Below are 25,318 nucleotides of genomic sequence, written 5' to 3'. Positions count from 1 at the left end.
TCCCAATTAAACAGCGAGGTCCAAATCAGTCCCATCCGAAGCGATCTCGTGCTACATCCGCCCCAACTTCGATATTCCGGCGGACGATCTCATGATTCTCGGCTTCGCTACTGTCAGCCTCGCTATTGCTTACTATCGCATCCATCTGGTTTCCTACTGCCGCGACGACTTCTTCGTCGCGGCCCGATCGCTCAAGCTCGTAGGCAATTTCGGCCGTGCGTTCTGCGATCTCTTCTTTCGAGACGTCGAGGGGCTCGTCCCGGTAGTTATCGAGTCTGTCCGCAGCTTGCTCTGCCCGTTTCGTCACATAGGTCATGGACGTGAAGTCTCCAAATTCTCGCCCACCTCGGTCATAGTCGAAAGTGCGGACAGAACCCGTCTCGTCGATCATCACATTCGCGCTGGAGAGATCCCAGTTACCGGAAAGCGCCTGGACCGCCATTTTATCAACGAACTCGTCACGATCGACTTTATTCGCCCTCTCCGAGAGATCTTCGTCCCCTTCGTCGATTTCCCAAATGGTTCTCCCGTCTTGGTCGACCCCCTCGGCGATTACTGTGTCCGATTCAGCATCATAGGTGAAACGTGGTGTTTCGACGCCGAGACTGGATGTGACTGCATAGACGGACATCTGATTCGTTTTCAAACCGTGATCGCTTATACGGCCATCACCTGATCCGTATTTGGTACGGTAGACTGCGTCGAAATCGGTTTCAGCACTTTCGCGAGCATCGGCTGTCTCTTTCGCACCTCGAGCCACGGTCCACCCCCGGCCTTCTTCGTCCACCTCCCCTACACTTGTCCACTCACCGACGTCGTCGGGATCGAACGAATTGAACCCACCAAACCGATTTTCGTGATCGGGTTCAGCTGCTTGCGCTACGTTCGGCTCACTGTCACCGTCAAGATGCTTATCTGCGACAGCATTCTCATGAAGTACTTGGCGTGCAAATTCGGAGGTCGACGGCGTTGTGTCCCAAGAGTTTCCAGGAGGTTCCCGATCAGCAGATGAGCTCGGACCGGAAGAGTCTGGACCTTCCCCTTCTGACGGGGTAGAAGTGTTCGATTGGGCGCTCTCGCCCTCGGAAGAGAATTGACCACCCCCTAGCTGTGGGCCTTGTGCTTGGACCTGTTCGAGCTCTTCGAGCAGTTCATCCATGTCCTCGCCGGCGTCCTCTTCCACTTCGTCAAGGCGTGCTTGCGCTTCTTCGGCGGCGCTGTCGCTCGCCTCCATATCCTCGTAGCTTTCATCGTTTCGACCGCCCCCGTCGCTATCTCGACTCCGCCCTTTCCCGCTCGTCTGTCGGGGGGCGGGTGGCGGGCTTCCCCCACTAGATTCACCCTCTTCGGCCATCCCTTACCAAATACATCTAAGCAGGAATTTATAAAAGGAAGTCACCATCGCTGCAATGTCTCTATTGGGGCGCTGGTATGCGGGGAGGAAGATAGACAGGCTCCGGTAGTCTCAGTATGGGGGTTGTCCCCCCACCCGAGGTGGACCCTGGATAGATGTGGGCTGACGGCGGTCGGATGGTGGCCTGGTTTTCACCAGGCAATCATCGGTATCTCGTCTCGGTATATAAATGAACGTGCGGGGGGGTCAGCTATCCTCTTCGGGGGTTGTGAGACGCTCCCCATCCGGGACTCGAGAGCGGCCGAGTCTGGTCACATCTGCTTCGGTGAGATCATCTTCATCGAGATAGTCGGGCAGCCCGTTCTCATCATCGTCGAGATCGAACTTTTCGCTTGCCTCGGAAGCGTCCATCGGGGTGTCGAATTCAGCCTTGCAGTTAGCACAGCGGTAGTCTGGGTCCTTTCGCTTGCGTCGGTAGACGCGTCGGTTCCCACATTCCGGGCACGCGTGATTGTGCTTCCACGTCCAAGCTTTGTAGACGAACAGCTTCCGAGTCCCGATTTCTCGGAGATAGAGCCGCGTGCTGTTTTCTTCTTCGGCTGTCTCCGGATCGGTGAATCCGTTCGGATCGATCTCTTTCCGGGCAGCCTTCAAAGCAGCATGACCTGGCCATTCAGACGTGAATTTATGTCGTTCAGACCCGTCTTCGAAGCGAAGAGTGAACTTCCGCTTTTCATTTGGATCAGATTCACTTTCAGCCATCCTTCTATGGTATATTAACGTAGGGGGTTAAAATAGTATCCGGCAGTGGAAAATGAACAACTCGTCAACGACGATGGTCCCGATAAGCTCACCAACCAGACTGAGATCCGTGTTTTAAACTTAGGTGGCGTCTTGTCGGTCCCACTCTTCGACGACTTCCATCAATTCGCCGATCTGCTCTGCGTCTAGATCCTCTGCGTTGTCCACGCCTACCTTCATGAGGATTGGGTAGATGTGCCGGAGCTTTTCGATTTCTCGTCCGTCGCCGTTTTCTTGCCACTCCAGCTTGATCTTCGAGACCTGGATCTCGAACGTGCTCTTGAATTCTTCTGGGAGGTAGGTCAGTACTCGAGGACGGTCTTTGACGGGTGGGAGCTCGTCGCCTTCGTCTGTGGAAGTTCTGGTGTCTTCCCTCTCGCTTGACTCGCTCTCACCAGAATCTTCCACTACATCGTCCTCGTTCCTCTCCAGGTTTTCAGCCTCTTCAGCAGATTCTTGTTGTTGCTGGAAGGTCTCACCCATTCCGTTGAGAATGTCGGAACCTGCTGAGCTTTCTTCGGAGTTACCGCCTTCGCTCTCCCCTTCTGTCTCGGCATCTTGGTCACTACTCATACACGGTCACCTCTGGATTATTTGCTCGACCTCGTCGCCGATCTGATTGAGGTGCTCTGTGTTGACGTTTCCGTAGACCGTCGACTCGCGGATCTCGTCTTCCGAGAGGATGTCTGTGACGGATACGCTGCTCTCCTTTCCGAAGTCTTCCTCAAGCCATGCAGCTATGTCTAGATAGGTGAGTTGAGCCTCGTCGAATTCGTCATGGGTGAAAATCGACCCGTGTCCCGGGTCGATCGAACGTTGTAGTGCGACGTGATCCCGGACTCGCCAGACCGGGAAATTGCCCCCAAACTCTTCGTCGAGTTTGTTCACGATGTCGCTTGCTGAACTGTTTGGTTGAATCCGGTTCACAAGGAACCCGACATAGGACACCGGGAGTTGGTGCTGAAGACCTTGGACAAGATGTTTCGAAAGGATCGAAAGCCCGGATGTGCTCATCCTCTCCGGGTATGTCGGAACGAGAAGATTCTGCGAATAGACAGCGGAGTTGACAGCGATTTTATCGAGACTCGGGGGCGTGTCGACGAGAACGAAGTCGTAGTTTTCGTCGACGTTTGAAAGAGCGTCTGAGAGCCGCTGGTCTCCCATACTAGCGGTTGCGAGCAATGTCCGAAGCCCAGCGTTCATCGTGATGTTCGACCGGACAAGATCGAATTCGCCGATGTCGGCGATCGTTTCGTCGATATCTTCTAAGTGGTCGGTATCCGTGAGGACGTCCTTGAAGGACACCTCGAGGTCCAGGTCCTCGAAGTAGTCGTTGTACCCGAGATGAATTGTGGCCGAACCCTGGGGGTCGCTGTCGACGACAAGTACGTCGTGGCCACGCTGATTCAGCGCCCCGGCGATCTGAACCGTACTTAACGTCTTTCCGACTCCACCCTTCTGATTAGCGATCGACACCTTGGCTGGTTCTGCCATATCTTTGGTCCAGCCTCCTGGTACATAAATGGTTGTCATAGTTTTCCTCTCCATTAGATATATACTGCATTTTGAGGGGGTAATACCGGACTTTTCTATTTGAGTCTCATATTTGAGGCTCAATTGATGGGAATCGGGCTAAATGGCGCTCTTTCACGTTTCGGAAATGAGATTTATGTCGCTATACGCTCTCTGTGAACATATGGACCACCGGGCTGCTTTGATATCCTCTAGAGCTATCGAGCGTGCCATCCAGTCTGGAGCGTTCAAGGCTCCTGAGATCGATGACGGTGAAATTGTATCTACAGCGACTCGAGCACGGATTTTCAGGCAGTTGGAAAGAGAAGGGTGGCTGGAACGGGATGTTCCCAAATCGTCGATCTGGCGAGCGGGACCGCGTGCGAGGCAATTAGGTGAGATGTCTGATGATGCCCTCGAGTCTGTGGATGAGCCTCCGACGACCGGGCACAATAGAGCGGGTGATGCCTGATGATTGATCCAGCTGACTTAGCCGAAACGCTGCCGGATCGTCCATTGCGTTCGAGTGAGGTTGATGATATCGCGGACAAGTTCAACTGGTCGGTAATGACTGCTCCTTATCAGTCCGATGTAGCGGACGAGGGGGACACGGAGCAAACTCTGGTCCCGATGTGGTTCGTCTTCCAGCCGACCGATACACCATCTGAAGATGATATCAACGAGATTGTTGGGGACGCTATCTGCATGAGATTGGAACAGGAGGATGGGTGGATCGGCGAGGTTATCGAAGCGGATGTCACGCAATCAGCTTGGATTAAGGTGAACGAAGCCTACTCGCAGGCCATCGGATGCGATATTGAAATTCAGGAGATCGTTTCTCAAACGGACAGTGGAGAGGTAGCACGTTCGTTTGCGAGCGAGGCGACTCAGTGAACTAACTCTAGGACCTTGTCGAGAATCGATTTATCGGCACCTTGTCCCCTTCTGCCGGTTCATCTGACTACGATTGCTTCCCAACACGGCGATTAGCGACTTCCGCTCGACGTTTGAGGCGGGTTTCGTCTAGGTGGAACGTCTCTGGACGTGCCCCTTCCGATTGAACGAACCCCTGCGTGCGGAGATCGCGAAGCACGTCTCGGGCCGTAGTGTCGGAGACTGAGAGGATCTCACCGGCCATCTTGGCGGTGACACCGTCATCGGCTGTTGAGACTAGGGAAAGGATGTCTTGGTACTTCTCGGTGGCGTAATCTCCCTCTTCGCACGCGACTTGAAACTCGTCTTTGATTACTTCGTAGCTGAGCGCCTCGCTGAGTTCCTGATCGTCTGTCTCCACCAACGGCGATCGGTCGGCTTCTGGCTGGCTTTCGTTGTTCTCCAGATCCTCGATTCGAGATTCCAGTTCGTCTCGCTGCTCTTTGAGGTCCTGGACCTGCTGTGCTTTCTCCTGTAGTCGGGAGCGCAATTCCTCTTCGCCGTCTGTATCGACGTTGGTGATCTCTGCGAGCCGTTCAACAGCCTCCCGCATCTCTCCGAGATGGGAATCCAGCCACTCCAACTCTTCCAGACGGTCTTGTAGGGACTCGATCTTTTCTCGCTGCTCCTCGACCGTTCGGGCTAGCTCGTCACGCTCATCGGCCAGATTCTCCTTCTCTCGCTTGATCTCCATGACCTCTGCCTGGATCGTATCTGGGCTTTCGAGAGCCTCACCGTCGATCTCAACTGTGAAGTCTCCCGAATTGGAATCGACACTCGCGTTCCCGAGTCCCTCAGTATTCTCGACCATCTCCCGGAGGTCAAGCAACCGTTCCACCCGGTCCTCGAGATCGTCGATCTGTTCTTCGCGCTCTTCAAGCTGTGATTCGAGTCGTTCGATCTTGTCTTGCCGTTGTTCTTCACGTTCGCTGATCTCTTCGAGCTCGTCGACGAGAGTGTCGCTGACAGATTTCAGTTCGGGTTGATCGAACCCTTCGAGGCCAGGGGTGGCTCCCCCATCGAATGTCTTCATCCGCTTGATCTGGACCCTGATAAGTGGATCATCGAGGAAATCGGCCTGGAGGAACCCTTCACCATCGTCGAGGTCGGGGACTTCGTTCGCTGTCTCCTTGTCGATCACGCGGCGGACGACGTCGGTTTCCGTATCCCAGGTGAGCCGATGCCAGAGTACCCAATCACACTGGCTGATGTAGCTCTTCTTGACGTCTTGTGGCCGCTGACTGATCGCGAATAGGCCAAGTCCACGCTTTCGCCCCCGTTTCCCGACCCTGACCATCATGTTGGCCACGTCGCCGCCGCCCCGCTCAGGGATGTACTCGTGGGCCTCTTCGGCGATGATGAGAAACGGCTTCTTCAGCTGTCTCTCCTTGTTGAACAGGTGGCGTGCGGTCTCGTAGATGAGCTCGTCTGCTTCGTCATCGTCGAAAAACGCGGAGAGGTCCAGGATGATCGGGACGTTCTGTTCGAGCGCTAGTGACGCCAACTTCTCCCCGTGTTCCGGAGACACCTGGATATCACACTCTTGGTCGGCGCCGGCGTGGAGGATCTCGTACTCTTCTTTCAGCGACCAGTACTCCCCATCCGTGTCGATGATAAGGAGGGGGAACCCGCGTTCGAGAAGCTCCTCGGCGATGACGTTCGCCGAGTTGGATTTCCCACTCCCCGACTTCCCCGTCGCGAAGGCACGTCCGGTCAGCACTTCAGCAACCGGGAGTTCGATCTCTTCCCCGGTTTCTACGTCTGAGCCTAACCGGATCGGAGTCTCCGGTTCGATATCGGTGCGTTCGTCTCCCGTCACTGTTGTAGCCATTCTTTTTCCTCCTGACTTTTAGATCCCGAGCGTTTCTCGCCCTTCTTCGACATCAGCCTCCCCAGTTTCCCGGTACTGGTCGACCAGCCAATTCATCAGCTGCATCTGCTCCCCGTTGCCTCCCGTCCCCTCGAAGATGTTCACCACCTCGACGGGAAGGTCCTCGAGGATCGGCTTGATGGCCGCCAAGTAATCGGAACCGAGGATAGTGTGGACGACAACGTCGTCGCCTTTTGCGTTCGAGTCGATCCACTCTCGCAGCGTGGGCTCCACCTCGTCGACCCACTCTTGGATCTCTTCGTCGGTCATGTTGTGGAGCGTCCGATCGTAGGAGTCCTCCATTGGCTTGTTCGGATCGGCGAGGCCGACGCCGGCGGAAAGGATACGATAGTCACCCGGAACAGTTTTGCCGTATCGGTTTTTCACCGTCGAATACCCGCTCTTGTAGAGGTACTGTAGCGGAAGCGTGTCCACTTCATCACCCTCATCGTAGTCCGGATGAGCCTTACCCCAGTTCTCAGGATCGTACTTCTTGTCCGAACAGCCGACGATTCCGAGGACAGTAGTCATGCGTCATCACCTCGCAGATCCTTGATCAGGTCTTCGCTCACGATCACCGAGTGACCGAACCCGTAGGGTCGTTCTTCACCGAGAAGGACCGCGAGAAACTGCTTGGCGATCCAGTCTTCGGTAGGAACATCACCGTCTATTTCAGATCGGGAGGCCAGCCACTCGCCGACCCACGACTGCCACCGGCTGTAGAGTTCCGAGAGGGAACACTTGGCGTGCTCGCCGGCGAAGGCGCGGATCTCTTCAGACTCGAAGCGCTCGTTCGTGGCCTCAGCCTGTCCGGCTTTTAGGCACGCCATCTCCTGTACGACACGGGCCGTCTGCGTAGCTGTGGGTGTCTCCATGATTCAGTCCTCCAGTGGCAGAATGTCTTCGACTTCGATCGAATCTAGACTGTCCGGCCCCTGTTCGCTCACTTCGCTCAGGAGTGCTTCCAGGATGGGAATCATTTCCCCGAGCGGATCGTCGTCGCTGACAGCTTCCTCGTCGACGAAGTCACGGAGAGAAATATAACCGTGATGGGTCGCACTCCAGCGGTATACGTCGATCCAAACGTCGGAACGGCGCTTAGAGAGCCCGAGCGCCCATTCGGACGGCAATTCCCCGGTGTGGTCGGGTTCGTAGACGTAGGTTGCGATACGTGCTGAACCGGCCCCGTCGAAGTCCCGATCTCGAATGAACTTCCCCACCCGACTGGGAACCAATTCGTTGACCTCCTTGACGGATCGATTTTTCTGGATCATCGTAGTGACCTCCGATGTACTTCCACGTTGTAACGGGCACAACTTAATACTTACGGGTTATAATAGGATACAGTTTGAGGGAAACTGTCATTTGGGCGGGCCTGGAACAGCTTGATGATGAACAAAAGCGACGAACGAGATCTACCGATAAGGGGGGCTGTCTGCCGAGTGCAACCTCAGTGGTCGCACTCGGAGTTTCTCGACGCCGCAGAGCCGAGCGTTGCGATGATGAACCTCGAGGACGCACGTCGCGTGGTCAAACGGGGCGAAGATGCGGAGAGCTACTTCCCTGGGAATACCACGGTGATCGCGACGTCGACGATCGACGACGACCTCTTGGATATCATTCCTTGGAAGCACAACGACTTCCGTCGTGGTGAGCTCGATATTGTGCGGGAGTTTGAGCCGGACTACTACGTCCCGATGGACCATTCTGACTATAACGATATTCCGAAAGAAGAACGCCTCTCACGGGTGAAGAAGGTATTCAAAGGCACACTGTGGCTTCGGGACAAACTCCATGACGAAGGTGTCGATACCGAGTTAATCCCGCTGCTGAAAGGATGCACTCTCGACGAGCGTCAGTACTCCTACCAGCTATTCGAGGAACTCAATGCCTCGCTCGTGGCGTACTACGCGGTCAACTACTTTGACGGCGGGGGAACCCCACTTGAGCGAATCGTCGACGACCTCGAGACGATCACGGAAGAGACGGATCGACCGATTCTGCTGATCGGGCTTCTTTCGCCGAACTACCTGGCCCGTGTCCCTGAGCAGGTGGTGGCTGGCGCTGGCCAGCACGCTTGGCGGGATCAGGTGACGCCACGGAAGGAAAACCCGCTGTCGATGCGGGAGACCCACGAGCAACTCGAGATCGACGTCGCGAACGCTCTCGGGGTCACGCCTACCGTCGCGGAGCCCCTACAGTCGAGTGCATCGGCCAATCCTCCGTTCGACACTCAGACCAAAGCTGAGTAAGTGACGTAGCCGGCACCGCTGGCCATCGCCCCACCAAGGAGTAGCAGAACGACATTGGCGATCTTGTTACTTGCGTTCGTCACGTCTAGCGAGTACGTTTCATCCGAAAGCGGCCAGAACAGCGTCACTCCCATCGGGGTCAGAAGGTCAGCCACATAGTGAGAGAGAACACCGATCGTTCCGAACGTGAACCCGAGAAGTCCTACAGACCGTTCGGAGGTTAGCCCTATTTCTGCATACGCCGGCGCTACAGAGGCTATCGCTGGCGACGACTTAGCGACGTACCAGAGGGCAACTCCGGCGACGATACCGACGGCGAGAGCGGCCCACACGGTGTGAGACACTCCCCGGTGCGAGAGGCCTGGAACTTTGAAATCGCTATCAGGGAGATGCTCGACGGTAAGCATGACCAGGAGGGCGAGGGCTGCAACGCCAGGGTAGCCGAGCGTGGTCAGTGTCACCCCAAGAATAGACCAGACGGCCAGCGTAACTCCGAAATGACCCTTTCTGTGCATAGCTACGAATCCACCCCTTTCTCGATCTGTCCGCGAACGAGTGTAGGAACATCTTCCTTCAAAAACAGTTCCCACGTGTATTCGTCGTCTGGATCGAGAGCCGACTCGAAATAATGGTTCCAGACGGAGGGGTTCATCCGGCCTGTATCCCCGAGCTCGGGCGTGCTCGGCCGCTCATCGTCGGGGATGAATACCGCGGAGTGGAACGATTCCTTGGCTTCTACGTACCAGATGTAGCACGGCGCTTGCCACCCTCGTTCGATTCGGACGACGTATTCGCCGGGAGAAGCGGCGAGAGCGCCTGCCATTTCCTTGACGGTCTCGGGCGTGAACCCGTCTACGACCGGATCGCGCTCCGATTTCTGGGACAGGCTCACCAACCCTCGAATGAACCGACCGAAATCGTCGTCGTCGCCGACGTAAACGACTCCATCGTCGCCGATTGTTGCTTCGTGTTGGCCGACCATTCGATCGAGAATTTCTCTAGCAAATTCTTCGTCGTCCTCGTCGGTAGCGGTCTCTTCAGTCTTCTCACTATCGGCCATCGCCTGACCCCCCGTTCTTGGCACCACCGTCAGCTACCGCCTCTTTCCCGTCCGATAAGAGATGTTTCTCGACTTCTGCCTTGGTGTGGATCTCCCCGCACACTTCACATTTAATTCCCTCTTCCGTGCTGTTGACGTGGTAGTGGCAGTCGCACGGAAGGGTCTGTTCTGGTTCGAATTCCTCGATGATCTCCCGAGCAGGCTCAGTCAGCTTCCATCGCTTGATTCCTGTCCCGTCAAACGACTCGGTCCCGGCGGGTTTGATCGCCAGGTTTTCTTTAGCTTTCCGCAATAGAGAGTTTGAGAGGCTTATTTCTCTCCATAGAAATGACCCGTCTATCTCTAGTAGGGGCTTGAGATACCCCGCATTCCTGTGAATCCACCCCCTTTCTTTCTCAGAGAGTTCTACCATTGTACCCCCTCCAGAACCTCCGGTCGTATGAAGCTATTTTTGGTGCGTTGTGACCGCTGTATCATGCTACCCCTTCCTGGCACCAAGTTGGTCCGGTCCCAAGTTAAACATTACGGGTTAGAACAGTATTCACTTCCGGCCGATACGGTTCGAAGTGTTAGGCGAGCGATCAAAGCAATGCTACTCGGCCAGCTGTACTACTCTTCACCAGAAAAACGGACCAGCAAGGACTGAAAACCACCGTCACCTGTTTATGGGGCGAACGCGATACAGGTATCCAGGTTCGAGACCGTCGTTCAACGCATTGATCGCGTGTCTCCACTCGCGAGCACTCTGGAACCCGCTCTTGTCCCCGTAGGGTTCGAGTTGCTCGATATCTCGAGGATCGCACTCGCCGATCTCTTCGACGATCACGTCGCCTTCTTTCGGACCTGTTCGGGACCGACGCCACCACGTCTCACCTGTCGACCGTTCTCTGGCCCGGAAGGTGACTACTTCGCCTTCTTCGAGAAGTTGCTGGCGGGCTGTTTCGTCCGCGAAGACTATTGGGCCGACCCGACTCGGGGGTCCATCGGCATCTTCGCTCTCACTCATGCAGACTCACTTCCACTGCCCCGTCAACCAGTTTCCCTCCTGTTTTGAACGAAACCGTCCCGTCCCCGTGAGCCCGGAGACGGTATCTCCCGTGGTGGTTTTTCGCTTCTACTGAGACACCACCAACAGCCATCTCAGTCTTCTCTGCAACCGTCATGGGCGTCTTTCGGGCAGAAACCACTATTTCGTCTCCCACCTCACAATTCTCGAGGACCTCGGTGGGAGAGGGGTCACTCGCGCTTTCTGTCATGGAAATAGCTTCACCGTTTTGGCATATAAATCTCAGTCGTCAATCCGTAGATCACGTTAGAATGCGGAAAGGGTGGTGGGTCGGGAGTTTGGAATTGGCCGAGCGACCAGACCCCCTTAAGGTCAATACGCTCGGCCAGCCAACCGGTGCGGTGCGTCGGCACTTGAGTTTGGCGATCAATCTGACTATCGAACAAGGAATCTTAGATCTCGGCTTATATCCAGTGAGATAGTGGTTTTTGGAACTCCTGGCAACAGATCGAGCAGGACATACACCGCCAGCCAGACGGGTGCTTTTCGAACCAGGTAGGCCCATCACATCGAGGGCATTCTTCCAACCGGTATCTCATCGGCGTCCCCCGTGCTCCCCCACATTTTCTTTCTCTTGGCGAGCTCGTTGAGTCACCTCGGGTATGTCAGGGTGCTCCTGAATCTCCAGCTGTTTGAACACACCTGTCTCTGGATCTTGGACGGTGAGATACGGGTTTTCCCCTGGCTTGGCCCCACTATCCTGCTTGTAGTACACGGGGATGTCAGCGGCGCGTGCTTGATCGTAGACGGCTTTTGCCCACACATGTTCCATTTCCCGGCGTTCGTCAGCGGGCGCGCTCTCGCCGCCGATCACGACCCAGTCGATGCCGCTGAGGTCGACGTCACCTACCGGTTCGATCAGCGGTTCGAAGCTGATCCAGAGGCGAGCGTCGACGCCGCGAAGCTGATCGATCCGGTGGGTGGTGTCGGGCTCTTCACCCCCAGGCCCACTCCCGACTGACGTCCCCACGATGGCGTTCGTCGGCCAGTCGATCTCCATTTGAGCCGCCCGGTCTGGACGCTTCGTCAGGAAAACAAACTCTTGTGCGGGGCACTCGCGGGCAGTATCGACGACTGACTGGATGAACGAGTCGGATACGCACCGATGGAAGAGGTCGCCGAACGATACAACGAATATCCTGCCCGGCCCGTCTGGATACGAGTACTCGAGTGGCTCATCTAATCGATCAGGGTGGCAGGTGACGACCTCGTTCTCGTTCTCACGGGTCCATGCTTTTCCCGACATGTACGCGGGGGCATCATCACGTTTCGCTTGGCGGCGCATGAACCGCTCCGCGTAGCAATTCTCACATTCCGGCCCGCAGCGGGTACACCCCGTGACCGGATTCCAGCTGTACGTACACCAGCTGATGTCTGTTATCTGCATCGTGTCCCCCCGGTCATAGATACTCCTCGAGGCCGATCTCGGGCCGCTCTTCGATGTCCTCACTAGATCGGTTCTCTTTGGCCGTCTTCTGGTGGTGGCAGTGCTTGCATAGCGTCTGGAGGTTCGACTCGTCGAACGGGTGGCCTCCGTCAGATATCGGCTCGATGTGGTCGACGTGGAAGCCGCCACGCGACGGTGCTTCGATCAACGCTGATTCGGGTAGCCGTGAACCGTCGCGACCGACGTGATCGTACACGAGCTCTTGCGTCTGCCAATAGGCCCGCCACCAGCGGTCTTTCGAGAGACCGCATTCCTGGCAAGTGTGGTTGTCTCGTTCGAGGACCTCTTCTCGAACTTCATCCCAGATGAACATCTGCTGGACTGCCTGCGCTATCTCCCGGCAGCGCTCCGAACAGTAATTCCAGCGGCCGTCAACGACTGGTTCGTCACAGACGCGGCACCGATCGTGTTCAGACTGCGGGAAAAGCGTGTCCATCGACTTGCGGAGGTCCTTCCGGCTAACCTCCTCAAAACGACCCCCTTCACTCGCGTCTGTCACGCACATCCCTCCGGGTGAGGTACGGATGGTCGTCGAGATGGTTCTCCAGTTCTTCCTGTGATTCGAAGCCAGACTCTCCGCAGTAGAGGCAGATCAGACCGTCGGGATCTTCGTCGACATTCTCTTCCGGACGAAGGAGCGTGAGCCAGCGATCCAGCCGGCTTCTTGCTGTGGACCGTTCCGGCGGCTCAATAAGGTCTTCAAGCATCGATATCACTCCCGTCAAGGGCCCACAGTGTAGCCCCACATTCGCATACCTCATCGTCAGAAACGGTGATTCCGCACTCCGGGCACGGTGATCGGTCCCAGTCAACGTTCGCGTAGTAGTCCGGAAAGTATTCGATCGGATGGAAGCCACACCCCTCGAATAACGGCCGACTCGTCCGGCCGTCGCGCTCCCAAGACAGGCCCAGAACGATTGAAGGATCTTGGTCAGCTAGCCATCGAAGGCGGTTTTCGAAGAGCGCACGGCCGATCCCTTGGCTTCGCCACGCTCGATCGACGGCACTAAACTGCATCCAGCCGGCCGATCCTGGAACAAGTTCTTCAGCGTCAAACGACCCTTCGGGAAGGTCCTCAAGTGTTTCTTGGCGTGTCGCGTGAACAGCGATCCCCCACCCAACAGAAACCGTCTCGTGTTCGGCGATTACAGCGTAGACATCGATCGGAGCATCGTCCTCGTCAACCCAACCCACGATATGCGCGAGCTCTCTTGGGAGCCTATCTGGCCCGTACCTTGCACCGAACCAGTGATGCCATACTCGAGCGATCTCGAATAGATCATCTCTGCTGTCCACCTCTCGGAGCTCAACCCCTGGGACCGAACAACCCACTCCCCTACTATCTTGAGCGCATTCAGCATTCATGTTCTCTCAAGCAGGCGGTTGTTCTGGGGCGGTATCGGTATCGTACTCGGTGAAATCTGGATTCGTGAAGAGTTCTTCAGCACACCGTCGGCAGCAGTGAATGATCTTCGCTCCTCCATCGATCCGTGCGATCTCGACCATCCCCTCCGGGCTGTTGAGGTCCTCGCCGCGATATTCCAGGGGCCGACACAGCTGACACTCATCAGGGATCGTCTCAAGCATAGGGCCACTCCCCTGTCTGATGGGCTTCGTCCAATTCTTCGCCGACCTCTTCCTCTACACGCTTCATCCCATGCTCAGTAGCTTCGACAGCGTCGTCGAGTTGCTGACAATCCACCGTCTTCCCGTGGTTGAGAATCCCCTGATGGTCGATTCCGAGATCGTGACCGATACTATCGTAGCTGGCCAGCATCCACATCTGGCCGATATAGTTGATGTCGATACCGGGCCAGGAACGTCTGGAGAGACGATCTAAAGGGACGGCTTTGTAGGTCAAGGAGAGTGTTTCGCCATCCCACTGGCTGATCCATCCGTCGGGTATGTCGACTTGATCCAGCAGATCCTCAAGTTCAGGCACCCTTCCACCGTCACACCTAGCCCGTTCCCCCGAATCCTCACCTTCATGCCGTGTCATCGGTCTCCTCCTGATATTCGAAGTTGTTCTTGCTGCGGTATAAACCCCGATCTGCCGGTGTGGGCGAGAGTGTCCTATTCGGCTTCAACAGAACAATCGAAGCAGATCCGCGTATACTCGGCTTCAAGCATTACCCGGAGATTCTCCCGGCGGGTGTTAGTCTCTAAGTCGGTGCTGTCGGTATCGAACTCCAGCTTTTCAGCCGCATACTCCCCAATAGGTTCGCCACAACAGTCACAGATCCCATCATGACGGAACCGTCCCAGGCGTAGCTTTGGTTCGCATATTGCGGTTGAGAGGATCCTCGCGAAAAGCACTCTTACTGCTGCTCTCACACCGTTTCTCTGAAGAACGTCTCTTGTGGTGGGGGCCTTCACAGACCATCACCTTGGTCGACTCCTGACGTTTCCCCGTCAGTGGGGTCGACGATCTTGTCGATAGAGATGTCGTGGTGTCGGGTGTCGCTCACGTGTTCGTCGACGTGCTGCATCCCTGTTCGCTCAGCTGATCCGTAGGCTGAATCGTGATCGAGAAGCCCACACTCGCTACAAACTACCACCCACCAAGGGCCATCGTCCTTCTGTCGCAACCGTTCGCGCAACTCTTCGACTCTTGTCTGATCAAGAGCAAGGTCATCCGGCATCGGTAATTCCACCTGTAGAACCATCTCTCGGCCACGTCTGGGACTCTGCTTTTTCGATCACCTCGCAAGTCCCTTCGATAGCGCCGGCCGCGTAGAGCGTGAGCTCGGCGTTTTCCTTCTCGAGAAGGTAGCAACGCTCGCCGTCCCCCTCGCGACGAACCCGGTACTTCACTTTGTACTCGGACTTTCCGATCGGGACGCCACCGGGTGCGTGCATCTCGTGCTCTTCCCGGATGACTTCTCCTTCCTCGAAAGCCCACTCTTCAGCCTCCCCATCCAGAGCCCGATCAAGGTACTCCTGAAACGCTTGCTTGTACGCCCGGTGTTTCCCGAGTTGGATGTCCGTCTGCCGAGGATCGGCCGACCGGGGACCTCCGCTTTTGTACTGTTTTCTTGCCTCCTCTTTTCGCTCCCGAAGCCATTTTCCGAAGTCTCCTTGCCCGCCACTATGGCCGGCGAGATAGGCGGCTTTGCAGGGTCGACAGAGCGCCTTCGGACCTGGGCCGAGATCGACGACGTCCACCGGCTCACGCTCACATCCACCCGTCGCACACTGATCGTCGACAGCTGAGTCTTGACCCCTCTTCTCGCGGTCGCTGTCGGCTTCTGTCATACAGTCTCACCAGTTGCGCTTGTTTGCCCGGTCTCTCGCCGCATGATCTCGTCGACGATAGCTGAAAGCCGGGCCTGGTTCTCTTCCCAATCCGCCTGTTCGTCCCACTCGATATCTGCCAGTGCTTCCGTCGGGCCGACTCGTAGGAGTCGGCGATCGCTGTAGTCCTTGAGCGGGATCATCTGCTCAGTCGGGATGTCCGTACTCCCACAGTGGCAACACTCCCCCGTGTACCCCACTCCCGGGCGGTCGATGGCCTCGACCCAGCGACAGACTCCACCACATCCTTGATGGATCTTGACGCACCCCTGCCAGATGTTCGGCATCGTCATTTCCCTCCCGTACTGTTCTCTCTCGAATCGGGTGTCTGTTCCTTGGCTTCGTGGGCCAGGATATCTTCTTCCGTGATGAATAGCAGTTGAGACCCCAGCCGAGAGCGGATCTCGTTGATTCGTCCTGCTGTTTGCTCACTACCCCACTCTGGATGTCTCTCGGCAGGATCGGTGGTCACGAACCTGATTGCGTCGCCCTCATCAAATGGCAGATCGTCTTCGTGTATCCAAATACTGGTGGGTGTGTGGGTCCCGATCTTCGCCTGGTACGGTCCATCCACATCGGATTCTTGGAGAATGTCATCCGGGATGTCCTCGTCTGGCCTCCCGTCTGGTGAAGATTGGGCCCGTTCAGTACTGTTCTCAGGCATCCTTACCCCCATCCGACTGCTCTTTTTCCGTGTAGACTTCCCACTCGCCTCTGTCGGGTTCCCACTCGACTGGACTCTGGTCTACTGCCTCGAGCGGTGAATCTGACTCTTTCACGCGCTCTAACTCCTCATCAGTCAACTCGAAGCGGAAGCGGGTCGGGCCGATCAGGTCAACCGTTCGCGTTTCCTCGCGGTCAGTGCCGCTTTTGCAGTTATCGCTCATGTTGTTCACTTTCGTTAGACTGTTCGTCGGCCCATTCCGGCGTTTCATCCCAGATTCGATACCACTCGCTACAGTCTCGACAGTGCCAAACTCCGGGCGCACCGGTCCAACACCGGTCATGATCTCGGTTGTGATCGGAAGGGTCGGCTATGTCGAAACCACGCCAGTCCTCAACCTGCTGTTGAGAGAATCCCAGAAGGTCGTCGTCGGGGTCCACCTGCTTTGCGACCTTTTCTTGGACAAACTCGACGATCGCGTTCAAACCTTCACTCCCCCGTGATGACCGCTTTCCTCTGTCCTAGCTGGCGTTTGCTCAGCATTGTCAGTCATCTCCTATCTGTTATATCTACCCCTCTCTCATAAAGTTGCGAGAGGGGCAGACGGTCCTCGAATTCACACCAGTTCACGTGTTTGTTTCTTCTTCGGCCGGCTCGACGATCGGGCCCGGGGTATGCCGATCAAATTCGCTTTCCTCTTCGATCATGCCGACGACCATCTCGACGGTATCTCTCAAGAGCTCGCGTTCGAGAACTCGCCCTTCGACGACATATCCCTCGATACCGTCGACGTCGGCATCTTCGCCATCAGTGTATTTCGCAACGACAGCGTCGGTCGCTTCCTTGACGGCCTCGTCGAACGCACTGTACCGTTGCTCACCCCGTCGCGCTCGAGATCTCTCCCCCACCGGTCGATCGCTAGCGTCGCCGCAAGAATACCAAGTCTGAGTCGTGGATCTTGGTCTTTCTCGGTCATCGACTGGCCGAGTGAAAGCGCTGCTTGATCCTGATTGCTGAGTGTCATGTGGACATTACCCCGACGATCCGATAAGTGGCGTCTTTGCAGCTATCGCTCATGCGTCGATCCCTCCCCGGTATCGCCAATGACGAGCTCTGAATCGTCGCGAAGGACGGGCGCAACACCCTGAATGTCGTGCTCGTCGACGAGGGCGCTATAAACCGTGTTGGCCACTTCCCGTGCTTCCTCGTCTTCGACATCAATCCCCAGAACCCGAAGGTCGAGGACGCCCTCACTATCCTGATCTGCTTCCTCTGCTTCTGGGGGTGCGACGTGCGCTGGCCGATCGCCTTCGGAATCCCCGTACTGGCTCCCATCGAGCCGTGACATCGCGCTCCCGTCCCGACCGACACCTCTCTCACACATGTTGATCACTCCCCAATCGGCTGGTGGTCGGATGGAAAGAACAGTACTCGCGGTGGTCTGTAGGGGTCGTATAGTAGGCACCGCACTCCCAGCATTGCCGCTGTGACTGTTCGATCTTGGCCTTAAGGTGGCTGCCCCCATCGGTACTTCTCCGCCCCATCATCGGTCAGCCACCTCCGTTTCCCAGACCGAACACAGCTTCGTATGCAAGACGTCGATCACCTCTTCCGGCGGTTTGTTCGACTCCTGGACTACCTCCGGGTCAATGACGCGCTGAGTGGCTGACTGAATCCCCTCATCACCGTTCCGAATGGCGACCAAACCGAACGCGACGATATCGTCGTCTTCTAGCTTCTCAACGGCTGATGAAACCTCTTCGTCTATCGACTCTCCAAGCTGTTCGGCCAGTTGCCGCCCGATCTCGGTGAAGACTTCCTCGTGATTGTCTCCGGTTTCACTCCCACTCATGCTTACTACCTATTTGGTCGGATATAGCTTAATACTTACGGGTTAAAATAGTTTACACGGGCTTTCGCGGTCACCATAGCGACCCAACTCAACACAGAGCGCTATCCGTTCTCTTCAGCGCTGTCGATTGTTTCAAGAATTTTTCGTCCCAGTCCCCGGCCACTACCCGCTTAATCTCGCTAATCGACCGATTCGAGCTCGGATGGGCGGTACTGCTCGAGTTCGTACTCTTCGGTTCTGTCGGAATCGATGGCGACAGTCCGACCGATGATCGACTCGACCGTCCCCACCACTCCAGTTTCCGTCACCTGAACCTGTTCTCCGCGTTCGAAGTGACGCTCGGCGTCGATGGCTGGCTCTTCGACACCAAAGTCCCACGTCTGAATGGTGAGTGATGGGACCGGCTCGTTCTGTTTGGATACCAGTCGAAACAGGTGTTCTTCCCCTTCTACAGGCTGAGGGCGAAGATAAACCGATGCTGTGGTCTCGTCAGCACGCTCGTATTGAAGACCCGGGATTAAGCCCCGCTCTCCCCCTCCCTTGTTCGCATAGATGCTTGCCCGTTCATCACAACGTTTCTCTGGGCTCGGAGTCGCGACGAACATGTCTCGATATTCGGCTACGACGCGTAGTGGCGCCTGATCCCACCAGATCACGAATGCTCGATCCCACGGGTCGTGGGTGTGGATATACTCTTGGTACGGTGTGTCCAGGTCTTCGTGGAGGTCCTGGGCGTCTTCTGGCCCGTGTGAGAGGATGCGGAAGTCCTCAGCTGCATCGTTAATCGCGTCGACGACCGCTGGTATTCCTTCCGGCATCGATCCACCTTCTTCACTCACGGCTACTCACCCTTGTTCTGTCTGCCGCCTTTCGAATATCAACCATCGTGATACTGAATTGCCGGTGCTGCTACAAAAAGTATCAGCGCAGGCCTGTTATAGGAAGGAACTGCTCGATATTCCAATGGCAACTTATGAGAAGGGGATTGAGACAGACATTCGCCACCTTCGGCCAGGTAATGTGACCAAGGAAGGCGTGGAATTCCTGAATGGCCTTGTCGAATTTTTCGATGAATCAGAGAAGGATGTCTACCGACTTCCAGAGGAATGGTCTCATCTTAAAATCTCACCAAGAGGCGGGCGGTCCATTATTGCACTCCCAGATGAATTCGTGAACGAACACTATATCGACTCTCTCCACGACACTCACTATGTTGCTAAAATCTCATACGCACCTGAAACCGAAATATTTCACGAGATCCGTGCTTGGCAGTCTCTTCATGACCATTCCACGTTAGCTTGCCATCTAGCACCGGTAGACGCGTGGGGAGAAGACTTCACATGGTTGGTGATGCGGAGAATAGAAGACTGCCATCCATATCGCATCCCACACATCAATCTCTCTCAAACACTCGAGCCAAACGATTTCAGAGACCTTTTCGAGCAACACGGATGGACGTTGGATGACGCGGATGAGAATACGGGCTATGACCACCTTACCCAGCGGAGTTGTTTATTCGATTATGGAGGGCTGGCCCCGATAGACCCCAAACCAGATTACGATCAAGCGTTCCAGGACGCTATGCGCGAGTCTGAATCAGTCACACTAGCACAGATGGAAGAGCGTGGTGAGGACCGGTCTGATACCTCCTCGTGAAATGAAAAACGGTTGAATCCAAGAGGACTATTCGTCACTGAGTGACTTCGAGAGGCGATCGACTCGTTCTTGGATGTCTTCACGGCGCCGTGTTGTCTCTTCGTCGCGACGGTCAATATTGATCAACTCTCCATCCTCGAGGACGGCCTCGCACACGACACCCTCCTCGTTGCATCCGTCCGGTAGGCTACCGACGTCGACATCGAGTTGCTTGATGATCTCGTCACCGCCCTGGTCCTCGACAAGTAGCACTGCCGTCTCACCGTCGACGATCTCATCGACGACTGCTGTGTAGGTCCCGTTCATGCTGGTGCGACTGCGGCAGCTGGTGAGCTCGCCGGCCCAAGGCTCGGCCCGGGATCGATACCAACAGTGGGATCGAGCGAGTTTGACCCCGACCCATCAGTCGGTTTTTCGTCCAGGATGTCCATCGGGTCAGTCGAGAACTCTTCTTCAGTCGTGACGGTGAAACTACTCCCATCAGATTCGAGGACTACGTTACCGTGGACACCCGTCCAGTACGTCTCGATATCCATCTCAGCAAACCGTTCGAGCGTTTCGGAGTGTGGGTGTCCGTACTGGCTATCATACGCGCTTGAGATCACGGCGATCTCGGGGTCGACCACATTCATGAATTGGGACGAGGACGATGTTGAGGAGCCGGCGTGGCCAGCCTGGTAGACTTCTGAGTCAAGTTTCTCCGGGAACGCTTGGACCATCCGTTGCTCGGAATCACTCTCAGCATCGCCCGTAGTCACGTAACTTGTCTCGCCGTATTCAACCAGGAGGCTGACGGAGTTTTCGTGGATACCATCACCCGCTTCCGGGGTCGGATTCAGGACAGTCGCACTTACTGACTCCCCTTCGAGGGAAAGGGAATCACCGCTTTCCACGCGATACAAGTCGACTCCGTGGTTCTCGACGGCATCGATGTACTCTTCATACGTGTTGGATGTCGAGGTAACTCCGGAACCGTATGCTGCACCGATTCCTTCTCCCTCGGTTTCGAAGTGGTTGATCACCGCTTCGTGACCGCCGATATGGTCTGCGTGCGGGTGGGTTTCAACGAGGTGGTCGATCCGGTCGACACCTTGGGAATCGAGATACTGTAGTACTGTTTCGCCGTCGTCTCGCCACCCACCTGTATCAATGAGAATCGTCTCCCCATCCGGCGTAACGATCAACGTTGAGTCTGCTTGCCCAACATCGATATGATGTATCTCAAGAGTCCCGTCAGTTCTGGGGGTATCGCTCGAATCACCCTCGTTAGCGGTGGTATCTCCCGCTGTCGCTGTCTCACTGATAGCTGCTGAACTTTCTGCTGGTTCACTTGTATCGGTTGTACTGTCGACGAGGGGGGTGTCTTGCGGAGTCGTTTCTAACTCCGCCGATTCTGATCCGAGATCGTCAGTAATGTCGGAACAACCGGCGAACGCAACCAAACACCCCACCAGAAGGATGAGCGCTATGCGCTTTACCATAGTCTGACTCTCTGAAATCTAATTCCTGTCGTCATAAAAGTGGAGAGTATCGCTCAGAGTGGCTCAAGACGACGGTTCCAAGAGGTTCTGGCCGGCCTGAATGACGGCATCCAAGGTAGGTGGATTGATTACTGACGTGTGGAACATCAGGAAGAGCGTCACTACCGCGCCGATAGTGAAGATAGCATTCGTGCCAAAAGCCCGGAAACGGCTAATCAAATACAGCACAATGATCATCGGAAGCGAGATGAGGAACATCGGATGAAGATAGCCCAAGAGTGAGTACGGGATCAGGCTCTCCATATCGATTTCACTTGGGAGAGATGCAGCTATGATGATCGTCCCGAGGATCATTGCTGCAACACCCGAAACGACATCCGCTGAGGCACTCCAGGCAAAGAGTAGCGTCCCGAGACTCAGATTCAGCAGTAGGGGGGCTATGGCGATCACGATGCGTTTCGTGTAGCTTCTCGGGACATCGTGCTCAACGTACCCTGGCGGACTCCCGAACCGGAAAAGAACGACCTTGTTGACTGAAACCCCGGTGAACACGCAGGCGAAGAAGTGCGCGAGCTCGTGAACGATCACTCCGGGAGCCATCACGATAGGCAGCAGGTACCGACGAACGCTAAGCATGAGCCGTCACCTCATTTGAATCGGGGCGGTAGGCCGGTGGTAGATCATCGACCTGAATTGCGGCGTCGACGTCACCTGCTGCTATACAGTCGGCTATTGTTCGTGCGACCCGTAGCTGAACCTCACGTTCGAGACGTTCGATCGGGCCTGGAACGTGATTTGTTTCGACGGGGTCGGTGAGGTGTTTCGCGAGACTGTACCGGTCGATGTGCGAGTAGTCAAGGTGCGTTGCGACCTCGTGTGGTCCGTGCTTTTTGATTTCGTTGGCGTGCTCCGGAATGACGGTTTCCCGGATCCACATCGTTGCCTCTTCTTCACTCTCGAAGGCTGCTGTCTGTTTCATATCCCCCAATTGATTCGGATTTAACTTAAATCTTACGGGTTAAAATAGTATTAGCCGTATTGGCCGCTGAGCGGTGACCCTTCATCAGCGGCCCTGAGACTCGAGCCGACGCTGTCGATAGCATGCTCGAAGTGTGCCTGCTCAACCTTGACCCCTGACGGAACTTCTTCGATTGACGATGGGTCCTTTTTCCCGAAGGTTTCCCTGGCTGTGATCATCGCAGCTTCGCGGCAGACGGCCTCGATATCGGCTCCCGAGTAGTCTTCAGTCTCTTCAGCCAGCTTCTCGAAGCTGACATCTCCGAGAGGCATACCTCGGGTGTGCGCCTCGAAAACTTGCTTTCGAGCCTCGTGGTCCGGAAGCCCGACCCGGACGTGTTCATCGAAGCGGCCAGGCCGGAGAAGCGCATCATCGATCGCTTCCGGCCGGTTCGTCGCTCCGATCACGACCACGTTCTCAAGTTGGTCGAGACCGTCCATCTCGGTGAGTAGCTGAGAGACGATGTTCGTCGACACCTCCGAAGAGTGTGGAGAAGCGCCCCGTTGCGGAGCGAGCGCGTCAATCTCGTCGAAAAAGATCACAGACGGAGCATTCTCTCGGGCCTTGGCGAAGATCTCCCTGACGCGCTCTTCGCTTTCGCCCATCCACTTGCTGTGAAGTTCGGGCCCCTTGATCGAGATAAAGTTGCTCTGCGTTTGGTTTGCGACGGCCTTTGCGAGCAACGTCTTCCCGGTCCCAGGCGGTCCGTAGAGTAGCACACCCTTCGTCGGATCGGTGGAGAGCTCTTCGAACATCTGGGGACACTCTAACGGCCATTCGACCATCTCCCGGAGTCGTTGAATCTGCCCCTCGAGGCCTCCAATGTCTTCCCACGTTACATCCGGGACTTCGGTGAACACCTCCCGCATCCCCGAGGGTTCGATTCCTTTGAGGGCCTCTTCGAAGTCTTTTTGCTTGACTTCGAGATTCTGAAGCACCTGAGCATCGATTTCGTCTGTCTCAGGATCGATATCGGGCCGCACCCGGCTCAAGGAATTCATGGCTGTCTCTTTCACGAGCTCAGCCAGGTCCGCACCGACGAACCCGTGGGTCCGATCGGCGAAGGCCTCGATATCAACGTTGTCTGCCAGCGGCATTTCTCGGGTGTGAACCTGGAGGATCTCCTTCCGACCGTTTTTGTCAGGGACGCCGATCTCGATCTCACGATCGAACCGGCCGCCCCGGCGCAAAGCGTCGTCAATAGCGTCTGGCCGGTTCGTCGCCCCGATCACGATGACGTCACCGCGACCTTCGAGGCCGTCCATGAGGGTAAGCATCTGCGAGACAATCCGCTTCTCGAATTCATCGCTATCGCCATTCGCCCGGTCAGACGCGATCGAGTCCACTTCGTCGATAAAGATGATGGCAGGCTCATGCTGCTGAGCCTTCTCGAACACTTCGCGGAGCCGCTCTTCACTCTCCCCGTAGTACTTGGACATGATCTCCGGGCCAGAGATGGGGTAGTAGTGAGCGTTCACCTCGTTTGCGACGGCCTTCGCGAGCAACGTTTTGCCCGTCCCAGGCGGGCCGTGGAGAAGGAGCCCTCGGGGCGGTTCGACCCCCAGCTTGGTGAAGAGTTCCGGATGCCGCATTGGCACCTCGATCATCTCCCGGATTTGCGTGATCTCATCGTTGAGGCCACCAATATCCTCGTAGTTAACGTCCGGGAGCGCCTCTCCTTCCTGGTTGGCAGTCTCCTTTGCAGTCGGGTCGCCTTGTTTGATCTCGATCTTCGTGTTCTCCCTAACAACGACGAGAGAATCAGTGGGCTGAGTCGCTTCAATAGAGACCGGAATCGACTCGTTTTCCTGCCGAGGTCCAAGTCCCAGAACTACGCTGATTTTCTGTCCAGCCTGGACGACACGATCCTGGAATTCGTCTCGCAGCGAGGGCTCTAAATTCCCCTTGACCGGGAGGTCCTCCGGAATGATCACCCCGATCGCTTGGGCAGGCTCAACGTCTGCGACATCCACCCGGACAGAGTCGTCGATATTGATACCGAGCTCGCTCCGAATTTCTCCGTCAATCCGGATAATGCCCTGCCCTTCATCGTCCGCATATCCGGACCACGCCTGAGCGGTGGTCGCGGTTCCGTTCGGCCCTTGAATGAGGATATACTCCCCGTTGAGCTCGTGGTTTTGGACAAGTTGGGTGTCGATAAGTGCCATCCGCTGCCCAGCATCCTTCTGCTTAATGGGCTTGACAGTTAGATTGAAACTCATAATATATCACTCCATTTAAACTTTTATATAATGATGGGTTGACTCGCCCTCGAGTTTACTTCAGGTCCATCGGCGACCCAGCCGGATCGGGAACGAACACGATGCGGTCTTCCTCCGGGATGAGACCGACCGGACTGTCGTACCATCCGAGAGCATCGACAAGTCCGATCGGCGGGAACACGGCGATCTGTTCCATCTGGTGGCCGGACTCTCCTGAGATCTTCGTCCGACGCTTCGAAACCAGCATGTTCTCCTCGTCGACATCGTCTTCGTCGATGAACGTCATCGCGAGTGCCGGCTGACCCCCTGCGATAGCCAGGGACCACCGAGTCGTTCTCGGCAGATCCTCGTAGTGTCGGTTGTACTGCGTCGGGAGGAACAGCCGGTATTTCTCATATTCCCGTCCAGGGCCCATACGCTTCGTCGGGATTTTCTCCTTCGAGGCGACGTTATCGACCGGGTGGAACTCGTGGATGTGTTCGAATGGTTCCGGGAGGACGATCTGGACTCGTCCCTCTTCAGGGGACAACAGGGTCACCGACGTCTCCCCACCCAGGAGCCCCCGCTCCCGGAGTAGGGTTTTCGGGAACCGGATCGTGAACTTCTCGCCGTTTTTCAGGACGCTTCGAGTGTTCCCCTTCCGACCTTCTCCCGGACGCGCCTCGTAAACGAGATTCGTCTCACGGCCTGCGTCAGCCCACTTCGGGACGATCGAGTAGTTGACCCGCCCTGAGAAGTCGTGGGACTGGGAGAGCTCTCCCAGAGGGAGGTCGTACTGGTCATTCTTTCGGCGCCGAATCTTGCTCTGTGTGGGTTCCAGCTGATCAGCACTCATA

37 protein-coding genes are annotated in these 25,318 nt (G+C 56.1%); 3 read left to right on the top strand and 34 right to left on the bottom strand.

All coding sequences use genetic code 11. From position 1 onward, the window contains the following. Positions 1–25: 25 nt before the first annotated feature. The 4 genes from BN2694_RS14030 to BN2694_RS14015 all read right to left on the bottom strand — a co-directional run bounded on the left by BN2694_RS14030 (position 26) and on the right by BN2694_RS14015 (position 3,703). Positions 26–1,234, bottom strand: a complete 1,209-nt coding sequence (locus BN2694_RS14030) for a hypothetical protein (protein WP_135666679.1) — start codon at positions 1,232–1,234, stop codon at positions 26–28. Between the two features lie 366 nt (positions 1,235–1,600). Next, on the bottom strand, positions 1,601–2,116 hold the full coding sequence (locus tag BN2694_RS14025) for a non-histone chromosomal MC1 family protein (protein ID WP_135666677.1): 516 nt from the start codon (positions 2,114–2,116) through the stop codon (positions 1,601–1,603). A gap of 120 nt (positions 2,117–2,236) precedes the next feature. Beyond that, positions 2,237–2,728: a hypothetical protein gene (locus BN2694_RS17455; RefSeq protein ID WP_210408987.1), complete on the bottom strand. Its 492-nt coding sequence runs from the start codon at positions 2,726–2,728 to the stop codon at positions 2,237–2,239. A gap of 6 nt (positions 2,729–2,734) precedes the next feature. Further along, entirely contained in the window at positions 2,735–3,703 is a 969-nt protein-coding gene (locus tag BN2694_RS14015; RefSeq protein ID WP_135666675.1) for a ParA family protein, read from the bottom strand. Positions 3,704–4,138: 435 nt separating this feature from the next. Here BN2694_RS14015 and BN2694_RS14010 point away from each other — a divergent pair, with 435 nt between their 5' ends. After that, positions 4,139–4,561, top strand: coding sequence for a hypothetical protein (locus BN2694_RS14010; RefSeq protein ID WP_135666673.1), 423 nt, complete (start codon positions 4,139–4,141; stop codon positions 4,559–4,561). A 67-nt stretch (positions 4,562–4,628) separates the two neighbouring features. On the opposite strand, the gene BN2694_RS14005 is transcribed toward BN2694_RS14010, so the two are convergent. From BN2694_RS14005 to BN2694_RS13990, 4 genes are read right to left on the bottom strand one after another with little or no spacing between them, the layout of a single operon-like run. After that, complete coding sequence (locus tag BN2694_RS14005) at positions 4,629–6,431, bottom strand: ATP-binding protein (protein ID WP_210408986.1); 1,803 nt, start codon at positions 6,429–6,431, stop codon at positions 4,629–4,631. 18 nt (positions 6,432–6,449) lie between these two features. After that, positions 6,450–7,001 carry a DUF6884 domain-containing protein gene (locus tag BN2694_RS14000; protein WP_135666671.1) on the bottom strand — a complete coding sequence of 184 codons (552 nt, stop codon included), beginning with the start codon at positions 6,999–7,001 and terminating at the stop codon, positions 6,450–6,452. Then, positions 6,998–7,345, bottom strand: a complete 348-nt coding sequence (locus BN2694_RS13995) for a hypothetical protein (protein ID WP_135666669.1) — start codon at positions 7,343–7,345, stop codon at positions 6,998–7,000. The genes BN2694_RS14000 and BN2694_RS13995 overlap by 4 nt, the downstream gene beginning before the upstream one ends. Positions 7,346–7,348: 3 nt before the next feature. Beyond that, complete coding sequence (locus tag BN2694_RS13990; protein ID WP_135666667.1) at positions 7,349–7,744, bottom strand: hypothetical protein; 396 nt, start codon at positions 7,742–7,744, stop codon at positions 7,349–7,351. Positions 7,745–7,861: 117 nt separating this feature from the next. On the opposite strand from BN2694_RS13990, the gene BN2694_RS13985 reads away from it, so the two are divergent. Next, a complete protein-coding gene (locus BN2694_RS13985) occupies positions 7,862–8,722 on the top strand; it encodes a hypothetical protein (RefSeq protein ID WP_244605468.1) in 861 nt (286 codons plus the stop codon). On the opposite strand, the gene BN2694_RS13980 is transcribed toward BN2694_RS13985, so the two are convergent. From BN2694_RS13980 to BN2694_RS13880, 20 genes are all read right to left on the bottom strand, one after another. Next, positions 8,704–9,237, bottom strand: a complete 534-nt coding sequence (locus tag BN2694_RS13980; RefSeq protein ID WP_135666665.1) for a metal-dependent hydrolase — start codon at positions 9,235–9,237, stop codon at positions 8,704–8,706. The two genes, BN2694_RS13985 and BN2694_RS13980, sit on opposite strands and share 19 nt — an antisense overlap. A gap of 2 nt (positions 9,238–9,239) precedes the next feature. Next, entirely contained in the window at positions 9,240–9,782 is a 543-nt protein-coding gene (locus tag BN2694_RS13975) for a hypothetical protein (protein WP_135666663.1), read from the bottom strand. Beyond that, positions 9,772–10,194: a hypothetical protein gene (locus tag BN2694_RS13970; protein WP_135666661.1), complete on the bottom strand. Its 423-nt coding sequence runs from the start codon at positions 10,192–10,194 to the stop codon at positions 9,772–9,774. The genes BN2694_RS13975 and BN2694_RS13970 overlap by 11 nt, the downstream gene beginning before the upstream one ends. Before the next feature lie 243 nt (positions 10,195–10,437). Continuing rightward, complete coding sequence (locus BN2694_RS13965; RefSeq protein WP_135666659.1) at positions 10,438–10,788, bottom strand: hypothetical protein; 351 nt, start codon at positions 10,786–10,788, stop codon at positions 10,438–10,440. Further along, entirely contained in the window at positions 10,781–11,038 is a 258-nt protein-coding gene (locus BN2694_RS13960) for a hypothetical protein (RefSeq protein WP_135666657.1), read from the bottom strand. Before BN2694_RS13960 ends, BN2694_RS13965 begins: the two co-directional genes overlap by 8 nt. 345 nt (positions 11,039–11,383) lie before the next feature. Then, positions 11,384–12,235, bottom strand: coding sequence for a DUF5131 family protein (locus tag BN2694_RS13955; RefSeq protein WP_135666655.1), 852 nt, complete (start codon positions 12,233–12,235; stop codon positions 11,384–11,386). A gap of 13 nt (positions 12,236–12,248) precedes the next feature. Continuing rightward, a complete protein-coding gene (locus BN2694_RS13950; RefSeq protein WP_210408985.1) occupies positions 12,249–12,794 on the bottom strand; it encodes an HNH endonuclease in 546 nt (181 codons plus the stop codon). Beyond that, entirely contained in the window at positions 12,778–13,002 is a 225-nt protein-coding gene (locus BN2694_RS13945; RefSeq protein ID WP_135666651.1) for a hypothetical protein, read from the bottom strand. The genes BN2694_RS13950 and BN2694_RS13945 overlap by 17 nt, the downstream gene beginning before the upstream one ends. Continuing rightward, positions 12,995–13,660 carry a GNAT family N-acetyltransferase gene (locus tag BN2694_RS18175; protein WP_135666649.1) on the bottom strand — a complete coding sequence of 222 codons (666 nt, stop codon included), beginning with the start codon at positions 13,658–13,660 and terminating at the stop codon, positions 12,995–12,997. Before BN2694_RS18175 ends, BN2694_RS13945 begins: the two co-directional genes overlap by 8 nt. Before the next feature lie 6 nt (positions 13,661–13,666). After that, positions 13,667–13,882 carry a hypothetical protein gene (locus BN2694_RS13935; protein WP_135666647.1) on the bottom strand — a complete coding sequence of 72 codons (216 nt, stop codon included), beginning with the start codon at positions 13,880–13,882 and terminating at the stop codon, positions 13,667–13,669. Continuing rightward, positions 13,875–14,294 carry a hypothetical protein gene (locus tag BN2694_RS13930; protein WP_135666645.1) on the bottom strand — a complete coding sequence of 140 codons (420 nt, stop codon included), beginning with the start codon at positions 14,292–14,294 and terminating at the stop codon, positions 13,875–13,877. Before BN2694_RS13930 ends, BN2694_RS13935 begins: the two co-directional genes overlap by 8 nt. 373 nt (positions 14,295–14,667) lie before the next feature. Next, positions 14,668–14,937: a hypothetical protein gene (locus BN2694_RS13920; protein ID WP_135666642.1), complete on the bottom strand. Its 270-nt coding sequence runs from the start codon at positions 14,935–14,937 to the stop codon at positions 14,668–14,670. Next, positions 14,927–15,550 (bottom strand): hypothetical protein, encoded by a 624-nt coding sequence (locus BN2694_RS13915; RefSeq protein ID WP_135666640.1) that lies wholly within the window; start codon positions 15,548–15,550, stop codon positions 14,927–14,929. Before BN2694_RS13915 ends, BN2694_RS13920 begins: the two co-directional genes overlap by 11 nt. Continuing rightward, on the bottom strand, positions 15,547–15,876 hold the full coding sequence (locus tag BN2694_RS13910) for a hypothetical protein (protein WP_210408984.1): 330 nt from the start codon (positions 15,874–15,876) through the stop codon (positions 15,547–15,549). The genes BN2694_RS13915 and BN2694_RS13910 overlap by 4 nt, the downstream gene beginning before the upstream one ends. A 2-nt stretch (positions 15,877–15,878) precedes the next feature. Beyond that, on the bottom strand, positions 15,879–16,253 hold the full coding sequence (locus BN2694_RS13905; RefSeq protein WP_135666638.1) for a hypothetical protein: 375 nt from the start codon (positions 16,251–16,253) through the stop codon (positions 15,879–15,881). Next, positions 16,246–16,476 (bottom strand): hypothetical protein, encoded by a 231-nt coding sequence (locus BN2694_RS13900; protein WP_135666636.1) that lies wholly within the window; start codon positions 16,474–16,476, stop codon positions 16,246–16,248. The genes BN2694_RS13905 and BN2694_RS13900 overlap by 8 nt, the downstream gene beginning before the upstream one ends. Positions 16,477–16,879: 403 nt before the next feature. Beyond that, complete coding sequence (locus BN2694_RS13895) at positions 16,880–17,161, bottom strand: hypothetical protein (protein WP_135666634.1); 282 nt, start codon at positions 17,159–17,161, stop codon at positions 16,880–16,882. 158 nt (positions 17,162–17,319) lie between these two features. After that, complete coding sequence (locus BN2694_RS13890) at positions 17,320–17,637, bottom strand: hypothetical protein (RefSeq protein WP_135666632.1); 318 nt, start codon at positions 17,635–17,637, stop codon at positions 17,320–17,322. 159 nt (positions 17,638–17,796) lie between these two features. Next, entirely contained in the window at positions 17,797–18,105 is a 309-nt protein-coding gene (locus BN2694_RS13885) for a hypothetical protein (protein WP_135666630.1), read from the bottom strand. 179 nt (positions 18,106–18,284) lie between these two features. Beyond that, positions 18,285–18,944 (bottom strand): hypothetical protein, encoded by a 660-nt coding sequence (locus BN2694_RS13880; RefSeq protein ID WP_244605467.1) that lies wholly within the window; start codon positions 18,942–18,944, stop codon positions 18,285–18,287. Positions 18,945–19,008: 64 nt separating this feature from the next. On the opposite strand from BN2694_RS13880, the gene BN2694_RS13875 reads away from it, so the two are divergent. After that, positions 19,009–19,761, top strand: coding sequence for a hypothetical protein (locus BN2694_RS13875; RefSeq protein WP_135666628.1), 753 nt, complete (start codon positions 19,009–19,011; stop codon positions 19,759–19,761). A 27-nt stretch (positions 19,762–19,788) separates the two neighbouring features. Here BN2694_RS13875 and BN2694_RS13870 read toward each other — a convergent pair whose 3' ends face one another. The 6 genes from BN2694_RS13870 to BN2694_RS13845 form a co-directional block, all read right to left on the bottom strand. After that, a complete protein-coding gene (locus BN2694_RS13870) occupies positions 19,789–20,067 on the bottom strand; it encodes a DUF3006 family protein (protein WP_135666626.1) in 279 nt (92 codons plus the stop codon). Continuing rightward, on the bottom strand, positions 20,064–20,972 hold the full coding sequence (locus tag BN2694_RS13865; RefSeq protein ID WP_280176689.1) for a ComEC/Rec2 family competence protein: 909 nt from the start codon (positions 20,970–20,972) through the stop codon (positions 20,064–20,066). The genes BN2694_RS13870 and BN2694_RS13865 overlap by 4 nt, the downstream gene beginning before the upstream one ends. 333 nt (positions 20,973–21,305) lie before the next feature. After that, positions 21,306–21,878 carry a metalloprotease family protein gene (locus BN2694_RS13860; RefSeq protein WP_135666622.1) on the bottom strand — a complete coding sequence of 191 codons (573 nt, stop codon included), beginning with the start codon at positions 21,876–21,878 and terminating at the stop codon, positions 21,306–21,308. After that, positions 21,871–22,221, bottom strand: coding sequence for a hypothetical protein (locus tag BN2694_RS13855; protein ID WP_135666620.1), 351 nt, complete (start codon positions 22,219–22,221; stop codon positions 21,871–21,873). Before BN2694_RS13855 ends, BN2694_RS13860 begins: the two co-directional genes overlap by 8 nt. A gap of 50 nt (positions 22,222–22,271) precedes the next feature. Next, on the bottom strand, positions 22,272–24,482 hold the full coding sequence (locus tag BN2694_RS13850) for a CDC48 family AAA ATPase (RefSeq protein ID WP_135666618.1): 2,211 nt from the start codon (positions 24,480–24,482) through the stop codon (positions 22,272–22,274). A 55-nt stretch (positions 24,483–24,537) separates the two neighbouring features. Beyond that, the gene (locus BN2694_RS13845) at positions 24,538–25,317 is read right to left on the bottom strand and encodes a hypothetical protein (protein ID WP_135666616.1); all 780 of its coding nucleotides are present in this window, start codon (positions 25,315–25,317) and stop codon (positions 24,538–24,540) included. Between the last annotated feature and the right edge of the window lies 1 nt (position 25,318).

Source organism: Halorhabdus rudnickae, from assembly GCF_900880625.1.
GTDB lineage: Archaea > Halobacteriota > Halobacteria > Halobacteriales > Haloarculaceae > Halorhabdus > Halorhabdus rudnickae.
The sequence above is the reverse complement of the archived record's forward strand: the minus strand, read 5'-3'. Positions and strand labels throughout refer to the sequence as shown.